This window comes from Clostridioides sp. ES-S-0054-01, assembly GCA_021561035.1.
In the GTDB taxonomy this organism is placed as follows: domain Bacteria; phylum Bacillota; class Clostridia; order Peptostreptococcales; family Peptostreptococcaceae; genus Clostridioides.
On record CP067346.1, the window covers coordinates 2396002 to 2413091 of the forward strand.

The following is a 17090-nucleotide window of genomic DNA, read 5'->3' on the forward strand; positions in this document are numbered from 1 at the left end:
CTTCCTTTTTAATATTAATTTTATTTATCTATAAATGCTTTTAATCTGTTTGTATAAAAATTAAAAACTATATCTTTTATTTCTAATCTTATCTCTTCTATAGAAAATTTATTTATTTTATTAGTAAAAATTATGTTATCTATTAGCGAACCACTTATTTCACTCATTATTTGTCTTTGATAACTTGGTGAATTTTTAGGAAGTAACATAAAAACTACATTGTCGATTTCTTCATTTGAATCTAGCATGATTCCATTCTCTAGTTTTATTATCGCTAACTTCATAATATCTATTCTTTCATTCATACAATGTAACAACAGAATTTTTGATTCTTCTATATATGGAATTGAAATTTTTAATCTTTCTTTTAAAGATTCTTCTATAGATATTATATCTTCACTAGATTTTACAAATATTTTTGATGAGTCTACAATAAGCTCACTTAAATCTTTACTTTCAAATTTTTCAAATCGAATTTCCTCTAAAAATTGAAGAATATCTTTTCCTATATTCATACTTTCTGTTATCTGTTCGTATACTTTATCCTTATTTTTAGTATCATTTTTTACATTTAAATTAATTAATTTATTTTGAGCTATAGACTTTATTTTTTCCTTGATTATCTGTTCGTCATCTAAACTCATAAATGGACCTACACATATATAATCTAAATTTGTATTTAATTCTACTGTAGACACAATTAAATCAACATCTTTTTCCCTCAAATACTCTTCATCTATATTTATAGCTGAAATGGTTTCAAGTATATTTAAATTGGGAAATTTGTTTTCAATCTTAGTTGATAAGAATCTTGAAGTACCTATTCCAGTTGGACATGCTACAACAATATTTATATTAGTATACATCATCAGATTTTTTTCTATGGCTGATGCAAAGTGCATTGCAATATATCCTATTTCAGATTCAGGAATTGAATTTATATTTAGTTTCTCTTTTATAATTCTAGAAATTTTTTCAACACCATTGTAGGCATATGAATACTTGCTTTTTATTTCTTCTAAAAGAGGATTTCTTATTTCTAACCCCATGTTCAATCTATTTATAGAAGGTCCTAAGTGATTTGCTAGGTCTTTAAACAGTCTCTCGTCATTTTTTAGGCTTATTTTAAATTCATCTTCAGCTAAATCTATCATCTTATTTGTAATATCCATTACTTCTATATCATCTAAGTTTAAAGCTTTATGATTTGAAGATAACCTCTGCTTTGCACCTCTTATGTGCATAGTTATATATCCAACTTCATCTAATGGTATATCCATACTAAAATCTATTTCCATACCTTTTACGATTTCTTGAGCTAATTTAAACTCTTCTGTCATAGATAATTCTTTTAGAAACTCTTTGTCCATAGTTATATTTTCACCATTTTTTATCCTCTGTAAGGCCAATGAAATATGAACTACAAGCCCTATATATGCACTATCAGCTAAATTTACATCTAAGTCTGAAAGCTTCTTTGTTAATGTACTTTCAACTTTTCTTATTATGCACCTATCCATCAAATTTAAAAGTCTATTTTCACTTAAAATTTCTATCGCTTTATCTGTCTGTATATTTTCACTTATATTTCTGACCATATCTAGTATTTCTTTTTCATTGAATGAATCATATATAAGATTTACATATGCCTCTCTAAAGCTTTTTTCTTGACCTTTTAGATACACACCAAGCCCTGGTTTTCTAACAAGCTCAATATCAAATCTTTTCAACCATTTACTTGCTGAGGCAAAATCATTATTCAGCACCCCTTCAGATACCTTTAATATTTTTGTAAAATAATAAGATTTTACTGGCTCATTAGAAACTAGTAGCTTTGATAATATAATTAAATTTCTCTCTTCCTTGCTATATTCTTTTTCTATCTTCTCTTCTTCTAACAACTCAATTATAAAGTTTTGATTTTCTACATTTTCTTCTAAAATCAATCCCACACCTGGTTTTTTTACAAAGTTAAAATCATTTTCATCAAACCATTTTTCAATTCCAGACATATCTCTAAGTACAGTTCTTGAACTTAGCTCCAACTCCCCTGCAATCTCAGAAATAGTTATTGGGATATTTTTCTTTGAATTTTCTACTATCATTAGTATTATCTTTTTTTGTCTAGATGTAATCTTCTTTTTTTTCAAATTATCCACTCCTAATTAGTGGTACTTTTTATTTTTATTTAGATTCTAATCTTTTAAATAATGCATCTAAATTTGGGTCATTTAAAAAGTTGTTTATTGAAACTATCTCAACACTTGAATTATTCTTAGAAACTCTTTCAACTAGTGTACTATGAGTTACTACTATTTGTGTATCATCTGGAAGATTGTCAACAGATGAATTTGTAATTTCTATATTTAAATCTAAGTTTTTTATTCTATTTTTAAATCTAGAAGCTCCCATTGCACTAGAACCCATTCCTGCATCACATGCAAATACAATCTTCTTAATTTCATTTACTTCAAGCTGTTTTTCCTCAACAATTTTCTCAGAATTCTTACTTACAGATTTCATATCACTCATTTTTGCTTTAGCTTCTTCTAAAGAAGTACTATCTTCTTCGCTTTGATTTTCTGAAGCTCTCTTAACAAATGGTGCTGCTACTAAGAATGATACAACTGTTGCCACTGCAACTCCTGCTAACACTGGAAGTAATCCTCCCTTTGGAGCTAGTGCCATAAGTGCAAATATACTTCCTGGTGATGGTGCTGCTACAAGACCAGCTCCTAATATTGAGAAAGTTAATATTCCTGCTGCTCCACCTGCTATTGTAGCTAATATTAAAACTGGATTCATTAAAATATATGGGAAGTAGATTTCATGGATACCACCAAAGAAATGTATTATTACAGCTCCTGGTGCTGATTGTTTTACACTTCCTCTACTAAACATCCAATAAGCTAATAGAACTCCTAAACCTGGTCCAGGGTTACTTTCTAATAAGAACATTATAGATTTACCTGCTTCTTTTGCCTCAGCTATACCTATAGGCCCTAATATACCATGATTTATTGCATTGTTTAAGAATAATACTTTTCCAGGCTCTATAAATACTGAAACTAAAGGTAATAAACTTCTGCTAACTATAAATTGAACTCCAGACTCTATGAGAGCTGTACCTGCTACTATTGCTGGTCCAATTGCATAAAATCCTAATATTGCAAGAAGCATACCTATTATACCTATTGAAAAGTTATTTACTAACATTTCAAATCCTGTTGGTATTTTCCCATCTACAAATTTATCAAACTTCTTAATTACCCATCCTGCAAATGGTCCCATTATCATTGCTCCGATAAACATCGGTATATCTGCTCCAACAATTACTCCCATAGCTGCTGCTGCACCTATTACGCCACCTCTTTGTCCTGCTATTGCTTTACCACCAGTATAAGCTATCAATAGTGGTAAAAGGTATTTTATCATTGGGTCACCTATAGTACTCAATTTTTCATTAGGCATCCATCCTGTTGGTATAAATAATGCTGTTATAAGACCCCACGCTATAAAAGCTCCTATATTTGGCATTACCATACCACTCAAAAATTTCCCGATTCGCTGTATAGATGTCTTTATTATTGATTGATTAGAACTACTCATAATTTTACCTCCATTTGAATTATATTCTATATTGATATGATTCCCTTTTGTTATACTTTTATTATAGAGTTTATACTTTATAGTAACAACTTTAAGAAACCGTTTCTATGTCACTTGAGATAATGACATTTATCATTTTAGTTTTTGTTTAATTTTATTTATGTAGTATTTTAGAGTATTTAGTTATGCAAATAATACTATTTTTATAAAATATTTAAATTTATAATATCTTTTTTTAATAGAATAGGATGTATTATTATTTTAGAACTAATCAAAATTAGAATACTTTATTACTTTAAAACTACTTAAATTTAATGGAAAAGGCAATAATAATTCAATTAAATAAATTTATTAAAGGTACTTTTGGATATACTAATATAGACTTAATTTATCTGTACTTTTTGGATTTATACACTCTATGGTAATATTATCAATATAAAATATACAAGTATAATATATGAATAACTAAAGATTAATTTCAAATTAGCTACTATCAAATACTAAACATTATTTAATATACAACTTTACCCTATAAGGCAATATATATTAAACAAATTCAATTAAAATAGTTTAAATTTTTCAAAAATCTCAATATTTGACAAAATACTTTAATAAAATTAAAGAATAAGTTATAATTAATACTATCAATTATAAAAAGTATAAAAATATAAGGAGTGATTAAAAAATGGCGTTTTATTTTGATACACCATCACATACTTTCAGTGAATACCTTCTTGTACCAGGTTTCTCTTCTACTGATTGTATACCTGCTAATGTAAGTTTAAAAACACCTGTTACTAAATTTAAAAAGGGTGAGGAAGCAGATATTTATATGAATATACCTTTGACTTCTGCTATTATGCAATCCGTTTCTGATGACAAGATGGCTATTGCACTTGCTAAAGAGGGTGGTATTTCATTTATATACGGTTCTCAAACTATTGAAGATGAAGCTGCTATGGTAGCACGTGTTAAATCCCATAAGGCTGGTTTTGTTGTAAGTGATTCAAATATTAAACCTGATAACACATTAAGAGACATACTTGAATTAAAAGAAAAAACTGGGCATTCTACAGTTGCTGTTACTGAAGATGGAACTTCAACTGGCAAATTATTAGGTATTGTCGCAAGTCGTGATTATCGTATAAGTCGTATGGATTTAGATACTAAGGTCAGTGAATTTATGACTCCTATGTCATCTATAGTTTATGCTAACAAGGATGTTACTTTAAAAGAAGCAAACAACATTATATGGGACCACAAACTTAATTCTCTTCCTGTACTTGATGATAATGGTAATCTTATGTATATGGTATTCCGTAAAGATTACTCTTCTCATAAAGAAAATCCACTTGAACTTTTAGATTCTTCTAAAAGATACGTAGTTGGAGCTGGTATTAATACTAGAGATTTTGCTGAACGTGTTCCTGCTTTAGTTGAAGCTGGTGCTGATGTTTTATGTATAGATTCTTCAGAAGGTTTTTCTGAATGGCAAAAAATAACTCTTGATTTCATTCGTGAAAAATATGGTGATACAGTTAAGGTTGGAGCTGGAAATGTAGTTGACCGTGAAGGATTCCTTTACCTAGCTGAAGCTGGTGCTGACTTTGTTAAAGTTGGTATCGGTGGTGGTTCTATATGCATAACTCGTGAACAAAAAGGTATAGGACGTGGACAAGCTACTTCTATAATTGAAGTTGCTCAAGCTAGAGATGAATACTTTGAAAAAACAGGTATTTACATTCCAATTTGTTCTGATGGTGGTATCGTCTATGACCATCATATAACTTTAGCTTTAGCTATGGGTGCAGATTTTATAATGCTTGGTAGATACTTCTCTCGTTTTGATGAGAGTCCAACTAACAAAGTTAATATAAATGGTAGTTACATGAAAGAGTATTGGGGAGAAGGTTCTGCTCGTGCTAGAAACTGGCAAAGATATGACCTTGGTGGAGATAAGAAACTTTCTTTTGAAGAAGGTGTTGACTCTTATGTACCTTATGCTGGTTCTTTAAAAGACAATGTAACTCTTTCTTTAAGTAAGGTTCGTTCTACTATGTGTAACTGTGGAGCACTTAGCATCCCTGAACTTCAAAAAAATGCTAAGCTTACACTTGTATCTTCTACTAGTATAGTTGAAGGTGGAGCTCATGATGTTATGTTAAAAGATAATAGAAATTTATAATATAAATAAAAGAGGCTGTCTCAAAATAGATAAGCCTCTTTTTCATTGTTGAAATGATAAAAATATATTTATTTCATACAAAAAGAGTGCCTCATAAACTAAAAAGTTTATTTTGAGACACCCCTTTTCTAATATACTCTTTTATTTAACTGTAAACTCAAGAAGCTTACTTTTAAGTTCATTTTCTATTTTTGATAACTCAACTTCTGCCTCTTGTCTCTTTATTCTACCATCATGCTGTATCTTAACTACCTCATCAATAGTAGATATTAAAGATTGATTAGTTTTCTTAATTGTATCTATATCTACAATTCCTCTTTCTGATTCTTTTGCTGTTTCTATTGTTCCCATCTTCAAAGTTTCTGCATTCTTTAATAAAAGCTCATTTGTCATATCGCTAACTTCACACTGTGCTTTCATAGCTTGATTTAAGTGAGAAATTCCAAGGGCAAGTACTATTTGATTTTTCCATAATGGAATAGTATTTACTATAGTTGATTGAATCTTTTCTGCCATTAGATTATTACTATTTTGAACCAATCTTATCTGCGGGGCCATCTGAAGCGATACCATTCTAGTTAATTCTAAGTCATGAATCTTCTTTTCAAATCTATCACAAAGTGAAACCATATCATTTACAGATTGAGCATCTTCTGTTGAACCAGATAAACGAGCTTTTTCTCTTAGTTTTGGCATCTCATATTCTTTCATATCTTTTAGTTTTTGTTTTCCTGCTATAATATACATAGTAAGTTCTTTTGAATAAGCTAAATTCAATTCATACATCTTATCAAGCATCGCTATATCTTTCAATATTTTAACCTGATGCTTTTGAAGTTCTTTGCTTACTTTATCTACATTTACTTCTGCACTATCATACTTAGTTTTTAGATTTGCAATTTTATTATTTGCCTTTTTGAAGATTCCTAAAAAACCACCTTGTTCTTTTTCATCTGCTGAAAATGCTTTTAAATCAGTAACCAGATTTGTAAGCATATCTCCAACTTCTCCTAAATCTCTTGTTTTGACACTCTTTAAAGCTGTTTCAGAAAAGCCTGCTACCTTTTTTTGAGCACCAGCTCCATATTGTAAAATCATATTTGTATTCGTAATATCTATTTTTTCTGCAAATTCCTTCACCATTTTACGTTCAGATTCAGATAGCTTTTCTTCTTCTGGGTCTTTTTCATCCTTTTTCATCAATATGTCAGAATTATTTATATCACTAATGCTTGATTCTTCTCCAAATGGGTCAAGCGTCAAAGTTGGCATAACTGGTATATCATCTAGATTATTCATTATATCTTTCTCTCCTCTTCCTTCATAAAGTACTGATTACCTTATATAATACATATTTTTATACCTTATAGCTAATTAATTGTTTAAAATTTACCACTCGTTAATCCTTCTTGAACTAACATGTTCTCTAAAACAGTAATATCTGTAGATATGTCAATTGCTTCATCTTCAAAAAGATAATCCAATTGATTTTCAAAAGCTACTACAATCGTACTCATTGTATTTTCAATACTTTCCATAGTTGTTGTTATATTTTCTCTATCTATTCCTTGCCCTTCCAATGTATGATATGAATTTAAGAGCTTTAAAGTGGTTGGAAGATAATAGTCCATAAATTTTTGTATTTGAGTAAGTTTTGATGGGTCATGTTTTACAACATCAAATATTTTACTTGTAACATCTTCTACTTGTACAATTTTATTACACATTGATTCTGATTTAATATTTTTATTAGCCTCTTTTATTTGTTTTAAATAATTAATTCCTTTAGTTATAATTGTATCGACTTCATTAGCCTCGTCAGTTTTTTCTTCTTCTTTAACTTCATATGCTACATCTTCATATCTTGGTGGAACGAAAGCTTCATTTGTCAACACAATTTGATTATTTCTTTTATCAATATAAGTATTTATAAAGTAATTTTTGTCTATCATCTTTTGTACATCTTTTATTATAAAATTTAATGATTTAGATGTACTTTCTGCAATAAGTTCTACTGGAATAATATTTCTGTTATTTATAATTGTACAATATTTTTTATAACGAGAAATTTGGTCCCCTAATCTCTTACCTTTAAAAACACAAACTCCACCTATGATTAAAAATACTGCACATACTTGAATAGGAAGTATTATAGCCCACCCAATTATAATGGAAATAGTTGAAAGTACTAAAGCTGACAACGTAAATAAGCCTACCAAACCCCATCCAATTATTTTTAAAAATTTACTTAAAAATGAATTTATTAACACAGATTTTTTGGAAAAATTTTCTGATTTGTACATAGTTTATATCCTTTCATTCTTACTAATATTATTAATATATTGCAGTTTGATTATACAATTACTTACTTATTACTGTCAAGGAATTTGAATTTCTACAAATTATTTCAAATAAAGTAATAGACTTAAATATAGGGATATTTTAAATCAAAAATATACTTATATTTAACTCCATATAAAAATAAGAGAACTTAACTTTAATTAAATTTAAGTTCCCTCATTTTTATTTTTATATAAATATAATTAACATTGTTTATCTTAGCTATACATATAAATGAAAATTATAACTAATAAAGATTTGCAAATATTTCTCTTATCTCTTCTCTATTAAGCTCTACATAATTATTAGCAAGTAATCATTTTTCCTTAAATCTTTTTTCAAATTTCACTGCTAGATTTTCCCGTACACTTGGATGAGTTATATTTAAATATTATTATACCAATACTTTTAACAATATTTTTATTAATAATCATACTTCTAGTCAGGTCTACTTGGACAACCTAGCAAAAAACCCACACATCCTGAGACAAAATCTCTCATCTGTGAAATAGTACCTAAAGAAGCTGATGTTGTAGTCGTAAAATTCCTTACAACAAAAAGTACTATTAATGCTACTACACAAATTACAGTGGCTATAATAATTTGTAATTCACTAGTTTCTCCTTCTTCAATATCTTCATTGATATTAATAGGTATTTTCTTTTCATAATTCTTAGTTTCTGAAGTAAATCCAATTGTATTTTTGACATTCATTATATTATTTTGACTTGATTCTTGACCTTTCTTAGGTAAATTATTATCTATAAAAAGATTTGAAGATACATCAGTATTTAGATACTTTCTTGAAGGTCTCTTTATAAAATTAGCACTTAAAAAGTATCCAAATATAGCTGCTGAAGTGGTTCTTACTACTACATCAATAGTTGTAGTATCTTGTGAATTTACTTCATTAACAAATAAATTGTATATGGATTGAAACATTAGTATTACCATTACAATTATAAGACACCTATCAATTAATTTGATTTTATACCATGCTTTTTTTATACTTTTTATAAATTTATGTTTTTTATACATGGATATTATCACCTCACACAATAAAATTAAGCCCTCTTTACTATAATATGTAAAGAGAGCTTAATGGTGAGATTATGCTATGTTTATGTAAAAAAATACATAAAAATTAAACTATTTATCTAAAATCATCAAATTTTTAGGGAATTTAGTAAGTCTTTCTGGACCATTTTTGGTAATCAAAACAGTATCTTCTATTCTGACTCCACCCCATCCAGGGAAATAAACACCTGGTTCCATTGTTATTATGCATCCCTCTTCTATGATTTTATCACCATAATTACCAATGAAAGGTTCTTCATGAACATCTCTACCAACTCCATGCCCTATACCTTGATAGTAATAGTTTTCATATTTCTTGACAACTTTTCTTATTTCAATGTCTGGAATTGTAGCATGTACACCAGCTTTCATGTTTTCAACCCCTACATTTTGCGCTTCCTTAACCAAATTATATACCTCTAATTGCTTTTCGGAAGCTTCTCCAACTATAAAAGTTCTAGTTGTATCAGATATATAACCATTATACATAGCACCATAATCTATAAGTACAAAGTCGCCTTTTTCTATAATCTTATCACTAGGTTTACCATGAAGTAACGAAGTCTTTGCACCTGATATCAATATAGTCTCAAATCCTATATTTTGTGCTCCATTCATCTTCATAAAGTACTCCAACTTTGTAGCTAATTCAATTTCGCTAACTCCAGCTTTTATATGTGGAATCAATTCTTCTAATGCCTTATCCGCTATTTCACAAGCTTTTCTTGTATTGTTGATTTCTTCTTCGTCTTTTACATATCTCAAAGCCTCTACAATATTTTCTGTAGCTATTAATTTTCCATTATCTTTCTCAATCAGATTTTTAAGTTCTTCATATTTATCAAATACTATATTAGTTCTTTCAAATCCAAGTTTTTTTATACCTACTTTATCACATACACTTTTAACTGCTTTTGCCACACTTCTATCAAAATTATGCCAATTTATAATTTCAAAACCTTTACAAATACTTTCTGCAAGCTCCATATATCTACTATCAGTAACCAAAAAGTTTCCATCTTTACAAATCACTGCATATGCTTCTTCATCAGGAAAACCACTTATATAGTTTACATTAGTTTTCTTTGTTAGATACAGTGCATCAAGACCTTTAGATTCCAACAATTCTACTACCTTTTTTACTCTGTTCATGATTTTGCCTCCAAATAATCAATTTTATATTAGTTGTATTATATCACTAATTAATATTCTTTTTATCTAATAGATATTTTATTTCTAAAATTTTTTATATTTTATTAATTTTACTTTAACATTTCTTTATTTTTCATTTAGTGTGTATCTACACTTACAAACTATATTTCTTCTTATAAAAGCTATTAAAACTACTAAAAAAGATTATCTTCCTCGTGCTAAATTTTTCACTCTATATAAGTTTTACTCATGTAAATTTAAAGGTTTAAGTACTTTAGCATAACTATTTACTTAATAGAAAGAACATATAACCATAATCAATAAGATTATGGCTATATGTTCTTATTTGCATATACAATCTATACTTATTTTGCAGTATATCCAGCTTTAACTAAAGTTTCAACTGCTAAATCCCCTTTAGCTTCATTTACTAAAACTATTGGACCCGTGCAACCCATACCACTTTCAGCATAGATTCCATTTTTCCATAACTCAGATACTGCATCCTCTAAATCCATTATATCAACACCAGCTATTTGACGAGTAACAACCTCTTTATCTGGCATTTTAACTTCTACTTTTTCAGCTTTAACTTCTTTTTTAGTAAGAGAGGCTATAATATCATCAAATTTTGCTTTTTTAACCTTTGCAAATTCACTTCTTGCAACATTACTTATATCTCCCTTTACAACATCATAAGCATATTTTAACGCATTTGCTACTACTGGAGAACCTGATGCTCTTGATACTATAAGAACTCTTCTATCATAGTCCTCTCCAACCCCAGGACCATATCCAAAGCCTTGAGCTTCATAATCTCCACCTGTAGTATATGAAGAAAATACTTTCATAAATATATTTCCAGATAATGTATCAGTAACCATAACATCAGGGGCACCTACAAGTAAATCATTACCTCTCATTACGCACCCACCATCTGCTCTAATTGAATCAGCAAATTCCATGTCATATCCATTATCTTTTAATTCTTTTAAACATTTCTCAACTTGTCTTGCTCCATCAACATTCAGTATTCCAACTTTTGGGCATTTATTACCCATTGATTTAGCTGTGGCAATACCATAAATGGCATTTCTCACCATTGCTTCTATTCTATTAGTAGCACTTGTTCCTGTTGTAGTTGCAAGTATCATTTCTTTTCCTTTTGCTGGAGTTATTACTCTACCTACTGTAGATACACCTATTGGAAAATTATAATGCATAGTAACACAAGCATCAATATATCCTAAATCTAATAATTCTTCCATTTTTGTATGCATTTCTTTTTCATCATTAACTTCAACTACTTCAAGGTCAGTTTCCACTTTTGGTCCAATAAGTACAATATCAAACAAATTAGACTTTGCTAATTGTGCACCATTAACCATATTTTCTACACCATGTTCACTTCCAAGTGTAGTAACACCAATTTTTACTTTTTTACCAAATTCGCCGCTTTCTATTGCATTAGCTACTTCTAAGAATACATCTGCAATTACTTTTTTTGACATATCCTCACCCCTATTCTTCTAACATATCTAATGCTAGTTTTTTCATAGATTCAGCTATTATCTTTTTAATTTCATCCTTAGATATTCCTGAAGTCTCTTCAGTAATACCTGTATTTCTTTCAGCTATGAAAGATACTCCATCAAATAAGTTAGTCATTCTTCCTAAGAATAAGCTACCTTTTCCAACTATCATAGCTCTATTTCTATCTCCTGTAGTTAAATCATCTATTAAAAATCCTATATAAGGAGCTCCTGATGGTATATGCCCTTGAGTTGGCGCCCATCCTGGTAGCCCTTTATTAGAAACAAAATCTTTTAATTCTTTCTTTTCTAAGTCTCCACGTTTAACAGCAAGTGCACCTATCATTTTGTAGTTTGCTTCTGGAACATCTCCTGCTCCTGCTGGCTTAGTTATATCTGGGTTTTGCATTTCAACTGAATATACATCAACATCTGTTATTTTTAAATTAGCTCTATCAAGACCTGAAGTTATAAGTGCTGTCATAACTGCTTGAGGTGAAGAACCAGTTCCAACAGTATGCTTACCTGTTAAATCAGTTCTTATAACTGGACTTACACCATCATTTTCAGATACAAGTACTGCAAATCCTCCAACAACATCTTCAAGTACAGGAAGACCTTTTTTAACATGGTCTTTAGCATTCATTCCAAGTTTAGCACTTGCTCCACCTGCTACTACCATTACATTTTTATGTATACCAGCTTTTACTAAAGCTGCTGCTTGAATTAATGCATGTGTTGGTGCTGCACAAAATCCTCTTGTGTCAGAACCAGTTGCATTTTGAAGCCCTACTATCTCAGCTATTGATTTAGCAAAGTTTCCTCCACCTCTTTGGTTTATGTCTCCACAAGCTTCTTCTGAACACTCAATAACATAATCTATTTCAGCAGGGTCTATTTTGCTATGTCTTAGCATTTGAATAGCAGATAAAACTCCAGATGCTTTTACTACTAGATTTTCAAACATTGTATGGGCATTTAAGTTAACATCTACATCATGTGCTCTTTTTACATAACCAACGAATTTTCCATCATGGTATAATCCTTCAGCTATGTGTGTTGCTACTAATTCTTTACCTTCTTCTATATCATCACCCTTTAATTTGCCTAAAAATGGTGCAATTTCAGGATAGTTATTTTCGATTTTTGGTTTTACTTCATCAATAAATTCTTGCGATAATTTTACTAAATCAAATGCATCACTTATTTGCATTAAAGCTATGAACTCATCTTGAGGCATTATTTCTCCAAACTTACCATTTCTAGTTCCCTCAATCTTTTGTTCACACCATGGCATTTGTAAATCTCTTAATTCTTCTGGTCTTCTATTTCCTATATAAACTTGATTTGGCATGTAGTTAACTACATCTTCATAACTTCTTATATGATTACTTACTTCTTTTAAAAATTCTGAATCTGGATTTGTTGCTCTTTCAACTGTACAAGTACTTCCATTTTGCACTATCATATCTGGAGTATGAATAAGTACATAGCCTGCCCCTTTTAAAACTGGATAAGTCATTTTGTGCACCTCCATAAATTTTATGAACACTTATTTTTTAATCTTATTAAAAACTCTAATTATTTTATTGTATATTTGATTCTATTATTGTTTATGTATTTTTGCATTTTTTAAGATTTCATGAATGAATAACTCTAATTTATCCATTCATGAAATCTATATTATTTTTTTGTGTATAGTTATTTTTTATTTTTAGTGTGTGTTTATATTTTATCTATATAATATATGTGTGTGTTATTTTTATTTTTCAAATACTGTTTGACCATCTACTTCTGTAGTTAAAGCATTTAATGCTTTTTCTACAAGACCTCTTCTTAGGGCTTTTTCTTCTGTAGGGTCAAGTGCTGGATTTCCAAGTGGATGAGGTATTGCTATAGTTGGAACTATTCTGTTAGCTCCTACTGTTAATGAAATAGGTACTACTGTACACATATGAACTACTGGAAGTCCAGTTTTTTCTATTTCTTTTACCATCGTTGCACCGCAACGAGTACAAGTACCTCATGTAGAAGTTAATATTACTGCATCTACACCATCAGCCACTAATGCTGCTCCAATTTCAGAAGCATATTTTTTAGAGTTTGCAACAGATGTACCATTACCTACAGTTGTATAGAAAGTTTCATGTAATTTTCCAATTACACCTTCTTTTTCTAAATCTCTAAGAACATCAACAGGTAATACTCTATCTGCATCTAAATTTGCATACACTGGGTCATATCCACCATGTGCAGTTTCATAAGTCTCTTCTGTTAAATCCATAACTCCTGCTATAGAATAAGTTCCGTATTTAGAAGCTGAAGAAGACTCTATTCTATCTGGATTTCCTTTTGGAACTATACCACCAGAAGTAACTAAAGCTATTTTGCATTTTGATAAATCTTTTACAGCGTTACTTGGGTCAACTCTATCAAAGTTTGGCATTGGGTATTCAGTTTCAAATGGTTCACCTTTTATTTTCTTAACTAACATGTCAACAGCTCTCTTAGAACCTCTGTCTTCATGGAAGTAGTTAACTCTTATTCCTCTAGCTATGTATCCTTCATCTTTAGGAGTTCCAATTTCTTCTCCATTAGCAAGTTTTACTGCAAGTTTAGCTATCTTAGGAAGTGCTTTTCTCATACCTGCTGCAGAATCAGAAGTTTCTACTACATAAACATCCTTTTTGAACATATCTGCTCCTGGATTTTCAACATACATACCTGTTAAAGCTGGTATATTTAAAGCATCTTTCACAACTTTAGTTATTGTTCCAGCAGCAACCCCATATCTACCAGCATTAAACGCAGGACCAGCTATGAAAAGTTGTGGTTCAAAACCTTTTACCATTGATAAAACTTCTTCACTTGCACTATCAATATTTTCATTGAAATAGCTATCTCCACAAACTACTGTTCCAACTATTTCAATATCTTCACCTAATAATTTATCAAGTTGTAAACTTATTGGAGGTAAAGTTTCTGCCACGTGTGGCTTAGTATCAGCTTTTTCTTCTCCGCCTATACCAGCAAAGAACTGATTAATATAATGTACTGCTTTTAGTTTTCCCATTTCTTAGTTTCACCCCTTTTGCTTTTAGGCATTAAAATTTACAAAATTCTTCTCTTATACCAGACATTTCTTCTTCTATTTCTTCAACTTCTAAAACCATTTCCATCATACTTATTTGGTCTTCATATACACTTTCATCAAATAATGATTTTATTGGTTCCTCAACAACGTGGTAAACACTTAATCCTAAAGCAACTCCAGCAAGTGGTCCAGCGAAAGTTGGATCTCCAGCAGTTACTGTTTCGGCTGCAAGACCTGCAGCTTCGGCTTCAGCAGCACCTAGTAAAATCACAACATTTTCAGCTCCGAATTTATCAGCAGCATCTTTAACTCTGTTTTGATTTTCTAAGTCCATAGCCCCAGCAGCAGTTCAGACAAAGCATTCTGTAGATGAGAAAACAACCTCTGCTCCTTCTACTGTTTTTACACATTCTTCTATCGCAGGTCCTGGTATACCATCACGGTCACCTATTATAAGAACCTTTTTATTACTAAGTAAACTCATAATAATCCTCCTTATTATATTTCTAATATATTTTTATATATCTATAACATTTATTATAATTTATCTATAATATGTTTTATTAATATTACTCAATCGTTTAATAAAATACTTCTTAATATCCTTTAGCAGTTAAGTGACCAAATCCTGTTTCATTAGTTGCACCTGTTATAGCTTGTATTTCAACTTCAATAGTTCCATCAGCTTTTAAACTTCCATCAGAACCACCAGCTATTACATCTACTACTTCTAGGTGACCAATTACTTTATCTAGCTTAGGAAGTACTACAACTTGGTTAGCATTTCCACCTGTTACAACAGCATCAGCTCTTACATCTGCATCTGCAAGTGATTGAGAACCTCCATCACGTCCAGCATATTCATCTGTAACTATAACTGTTTTAACACCTTGCATTTCTATCTTCTTACAGTTCATTATAAGGTCAGTATCAGGATTTCCAAAACCTTCTTGTGAAACTATAACTGCATCTAATCCTAAATATTTACATAATTTAGAAGTCCAGTTTGAAGATCTTTCTTTATCTGCTAAGTAAACATTTTCATTAGTTATAATTACGCCTACAAAGTTTATATCTTTACCATGTCTTGCATACAAATCTTCAACAACCCCATTGTTTATATGAACATAACTTGGGTTTTTGTCACATGCAGAAACACAGTTACCACTTACAATTGCTCCGTCCATTAATTCTGTTGGATATAATAAAGTTGGTACTATTTGTTTTGCATCTACTCCATATACATAAGTATCATGTAATAAACCTTGAGTCTGAAGCATATAAACATATCCTACTTTTGGAAGTTCTGGATATTCTTTTATTGATTCAAGAAGAGGTTTAGTTTCATATACTGAAACTTCATCTGGAGTAAGATTTCTTGCTACTTCTCCTAAATACATTGCTGCTTTGAATCCTATCATTCTAACAGCTTTTTCATGAGCGTATTGTTTTAAACCGTCAATAGGTTCAGCTATTACTACCACATTATTTAATTTAGAAAATGGAGTGTACTTAGCTCCTTCTCCAGTCATGTCTATTATACCTTCTTGGAAACCTACTATTTTTCCAGTAGTTACAACAGCTACACCTTTTAACGCGTGAGTTTTTCCTTCTCCTACAGTGTCAACCTTAGACATGATACCTGGGAATATTCCCCCATTACCTTCAACTTTTACTCTTGGTTCAATAACATCTTTTACAGGTGTTATTCTTATGCTTTCACCTGGACGAGCTAATTCTATATCTATAGATTTAATATGCTCATCTCCACCAATTTCTTGTAGCATCTCTTGCTTATTGATGAATAATACTCCATCTTTTACTTGTGTTACATCACCAAATTGAACATCTTTTATAAAGATTTTCCCTAATTCAAGACGCATACTTGCACCTCCTGTTATTTAATTTGTGTATATGCATTTGAGTTTTTCTCAAAATTATATCATTTTACAATTTATCTTATTTATCTTAAAGACATCTTTTATATTTATTGTGTTTTTATGTCTCAAATCTTTGTTTTATTAGTAAAAAATATTTATTGTAAAAAAATTATTTTACCTAAAATTATTTTTTTAACAAAGTTAATCATAAAAACTTTTTT

At 30.1% G+C, this 17090-nt stretch carries 12 protein-coding genes; 1 reads left to right on the plus strand and 11 read right to left on the minus strand.

The window, feature by feature from the left end; genetic code table 11:
• Positions 1-20: 20 nt before the first annotated feature.
• Positions 21-2150, minus strand: coding sequence for a BglG family transcription antiterminator (locus tag JJC02_11350; protein ID UDN53499.1), 2130 nt, complete (start codon positions 2148-2150; stop codon positions 21-23).
• 34 nt (positions 2151-2184) lie between these two features.
• On the minus strand, positions 2185-3609 hold the full coding sequence (locus JJC02_11355) for a PTS mannitol transporter subunit IICBA (protein ID UDN53500.1): 1425 nt from the start codon (positions 3607-3609) through the stop codon (positions 2185-2187).
• Positions 3610-4294: 685 nt separating this feature from the next.
• On the opposite strand from JJC02_11355, the gene JJC02_11360 reads away from it, so the two are divergent.
• Complete coding sequence (locus JJC02_11360) at positions 4295-5794, plus strand: IMP dehydrogenase (GenBank protein UDN53501.1); 1500 nt, start codon at positions 4295-4297, stop codon at positions 5792-5794.
• 141 nt (positions 5795-5935) lie between these two features.
• On the opposite strand, the gene JJC02_11365 is transcribed toward JJC02_11360, so the two are convergent.
• From JJC02_11365 to JJC02_11405, 9 genes are all read right to left on the minus strand, one after another.
• Positions 5936-7093: a toxic anion resistance protein gene (locus tag JJC02_11365; protein UDN53502.1), complete on the minus strand. Its 1158-nt coding sequence runs from the start codon at positions 7091-7093 to the stop codon at positions 5936-5938.
• Between the two features lie 83 nt (positions 7094-7176).
• Positions 7177-8097, minus strand: a complete 921-nt coding sequence (locus JJC02_11370; protein ID UDN53503.1) for a 5-bromo-4-chloroindolyl phosphate hydrolysis family protein — start codon at positions 8095-8097, stop codon at positions 7177-7179.
• Between the two features lie 475 nt (positions 8098-8572).
• Complete coding sequence (locus JJC02_11375; protein ID UDN53504.1) at positions 8573-9172, minus strand: hypothetical protein; 600 nt, start codon at positions 9170-9172, stop codon at positions 8573-8575.
• Between the two features lie 111 nt (positions 9173-9283).
• Positions 9284-10363, minus strand: coding sequence for an aminopeptidase P family protein (locus JJC02_11380; GenBank protein ID UDN53505.1), 1080 nt, complete (start codon positions 10361-10363; stop codon positions 9284-9286).
• A 365-nt stretch (positions 10364-10728) separates the two neighbouring features.
• Positions 10729-11874, minus strand: coding sequence for a glycine reductase (locus JJC02_11385; protein UDN53506.1), 1146 nt, complete (start codon positions 11872-11874; stop codon positions 10729-10731).
• A gap of 10 nt (positions 11875-11884) precedes the next feature.
• A complete protein-coding gene (locus JJC02_11390; protein ID UDN53507.1) occupies positions 11885-13417 on the minus strand; it encodes a ketoacyl-ACP synthase III family protein in 1533 nt (510 codons plus the stop codon).
• A 240-nt stretch (positions 13418-13657) separates the two neighbouring features.
• On the minus strand, positions 13658-14968 hold the full coding sequence (gene grdB / locus JJC02_11395) for a glycine reductase complex selenoprotein B (GenBank protein ID UDN53508.1): 1311 nt from the start codon (positions 14966-14968) through the stop codon (positions 13658-13660).
• A gap of 31 nt (positions 14969-14999) precedes the next feature.
• A complete protein-coding gene (locus tag JJC02_11400) occupies positions 15000-15473 on the minus strand; it encodes a glycine/sarcosine/betaine reductase complex selenoprotein A (protein UDN53509.1) in 474 nt (157 codons plus the stop codon).
• Positions 15474-15585: 112 nt separating this feature from the next.
• The gene (locus JJC02_11405) at positions 15586-16872 is read right to left on the minus strand and encodes a glycine/sarcosine/betaine reductase component B subunit (GenBank protein ID UDN53510.1); all 1287 of its coding nucleotides are present in this window, start codon (positions 16870-16872) and stop codon (positions 15586-15588) included.
• Positions 16873-17090 lie beyond the last annotated feature (218 nt).

Bases quoted from the DNA above. Each gene is read 5' to 3' on its own strand.
- JJC02_11385 (UDN53506.1), bottom strand. From the start codon at position 11,874: ATGTCAAAAAAAGTAATTGCAGATGTATTCTTAGAAGTAGCTAATGCA.
- JJC02_11360 (UDN53501.1), top strand. From the start codon at position 4,295: ATGGCGTTTTATTTTGATACACCATCACATACTTTCAGTGAATACCTT.
- JJC02_11405 (UDN53510.1), bottom strand. From the start codon at position 16,872: ATGCGTCTTGAATTAGGGAAAATCTTTATAAAAGATGTTCAATTTGGT.
- JJC02_11380 (UDN53505.1), bottom strand. From the start codon at position 10,363: ATGAACAGAGTAAAAAAGGTAGTAGAATTGTTGGAATCTAAAGGTCTT.
- JJC02_11365 (UDN53502.1), bottom strand. From the start codon at position 7,093: ATGAATAATCTAGATGATATACCAGTTATGCCAACTTTGACGCTTGAC.
- JJC02_11370 (UDN53503.1), bottom strand. From the start codon at position 8,097: ATGTACAAATCAGAAAATTTTTCCAAAAAATCTGTGTTAATAAATTCA.
- JJC02_11355 (UDN53500.1), bottom strand. From the start codon at position 3,609: ATGAGTAGTTCTAATCAATCAATAATAAAGACATCTATACAGCGAATC.
- JJC02_11390 (UDN53507.1), bottom strand. From the start codon at position 13,417: ATGACTTATCCAGTTTTAAAAGGGGCAGGCTATGTACTTATTCATACT.
- JJC02_11375 (UDN53504.1), bottom strand. From the start codon at position 9,172: ATGTATAAAAAACATAAATTTATAAAAAGTATAAAAAAAGCATGGTAT.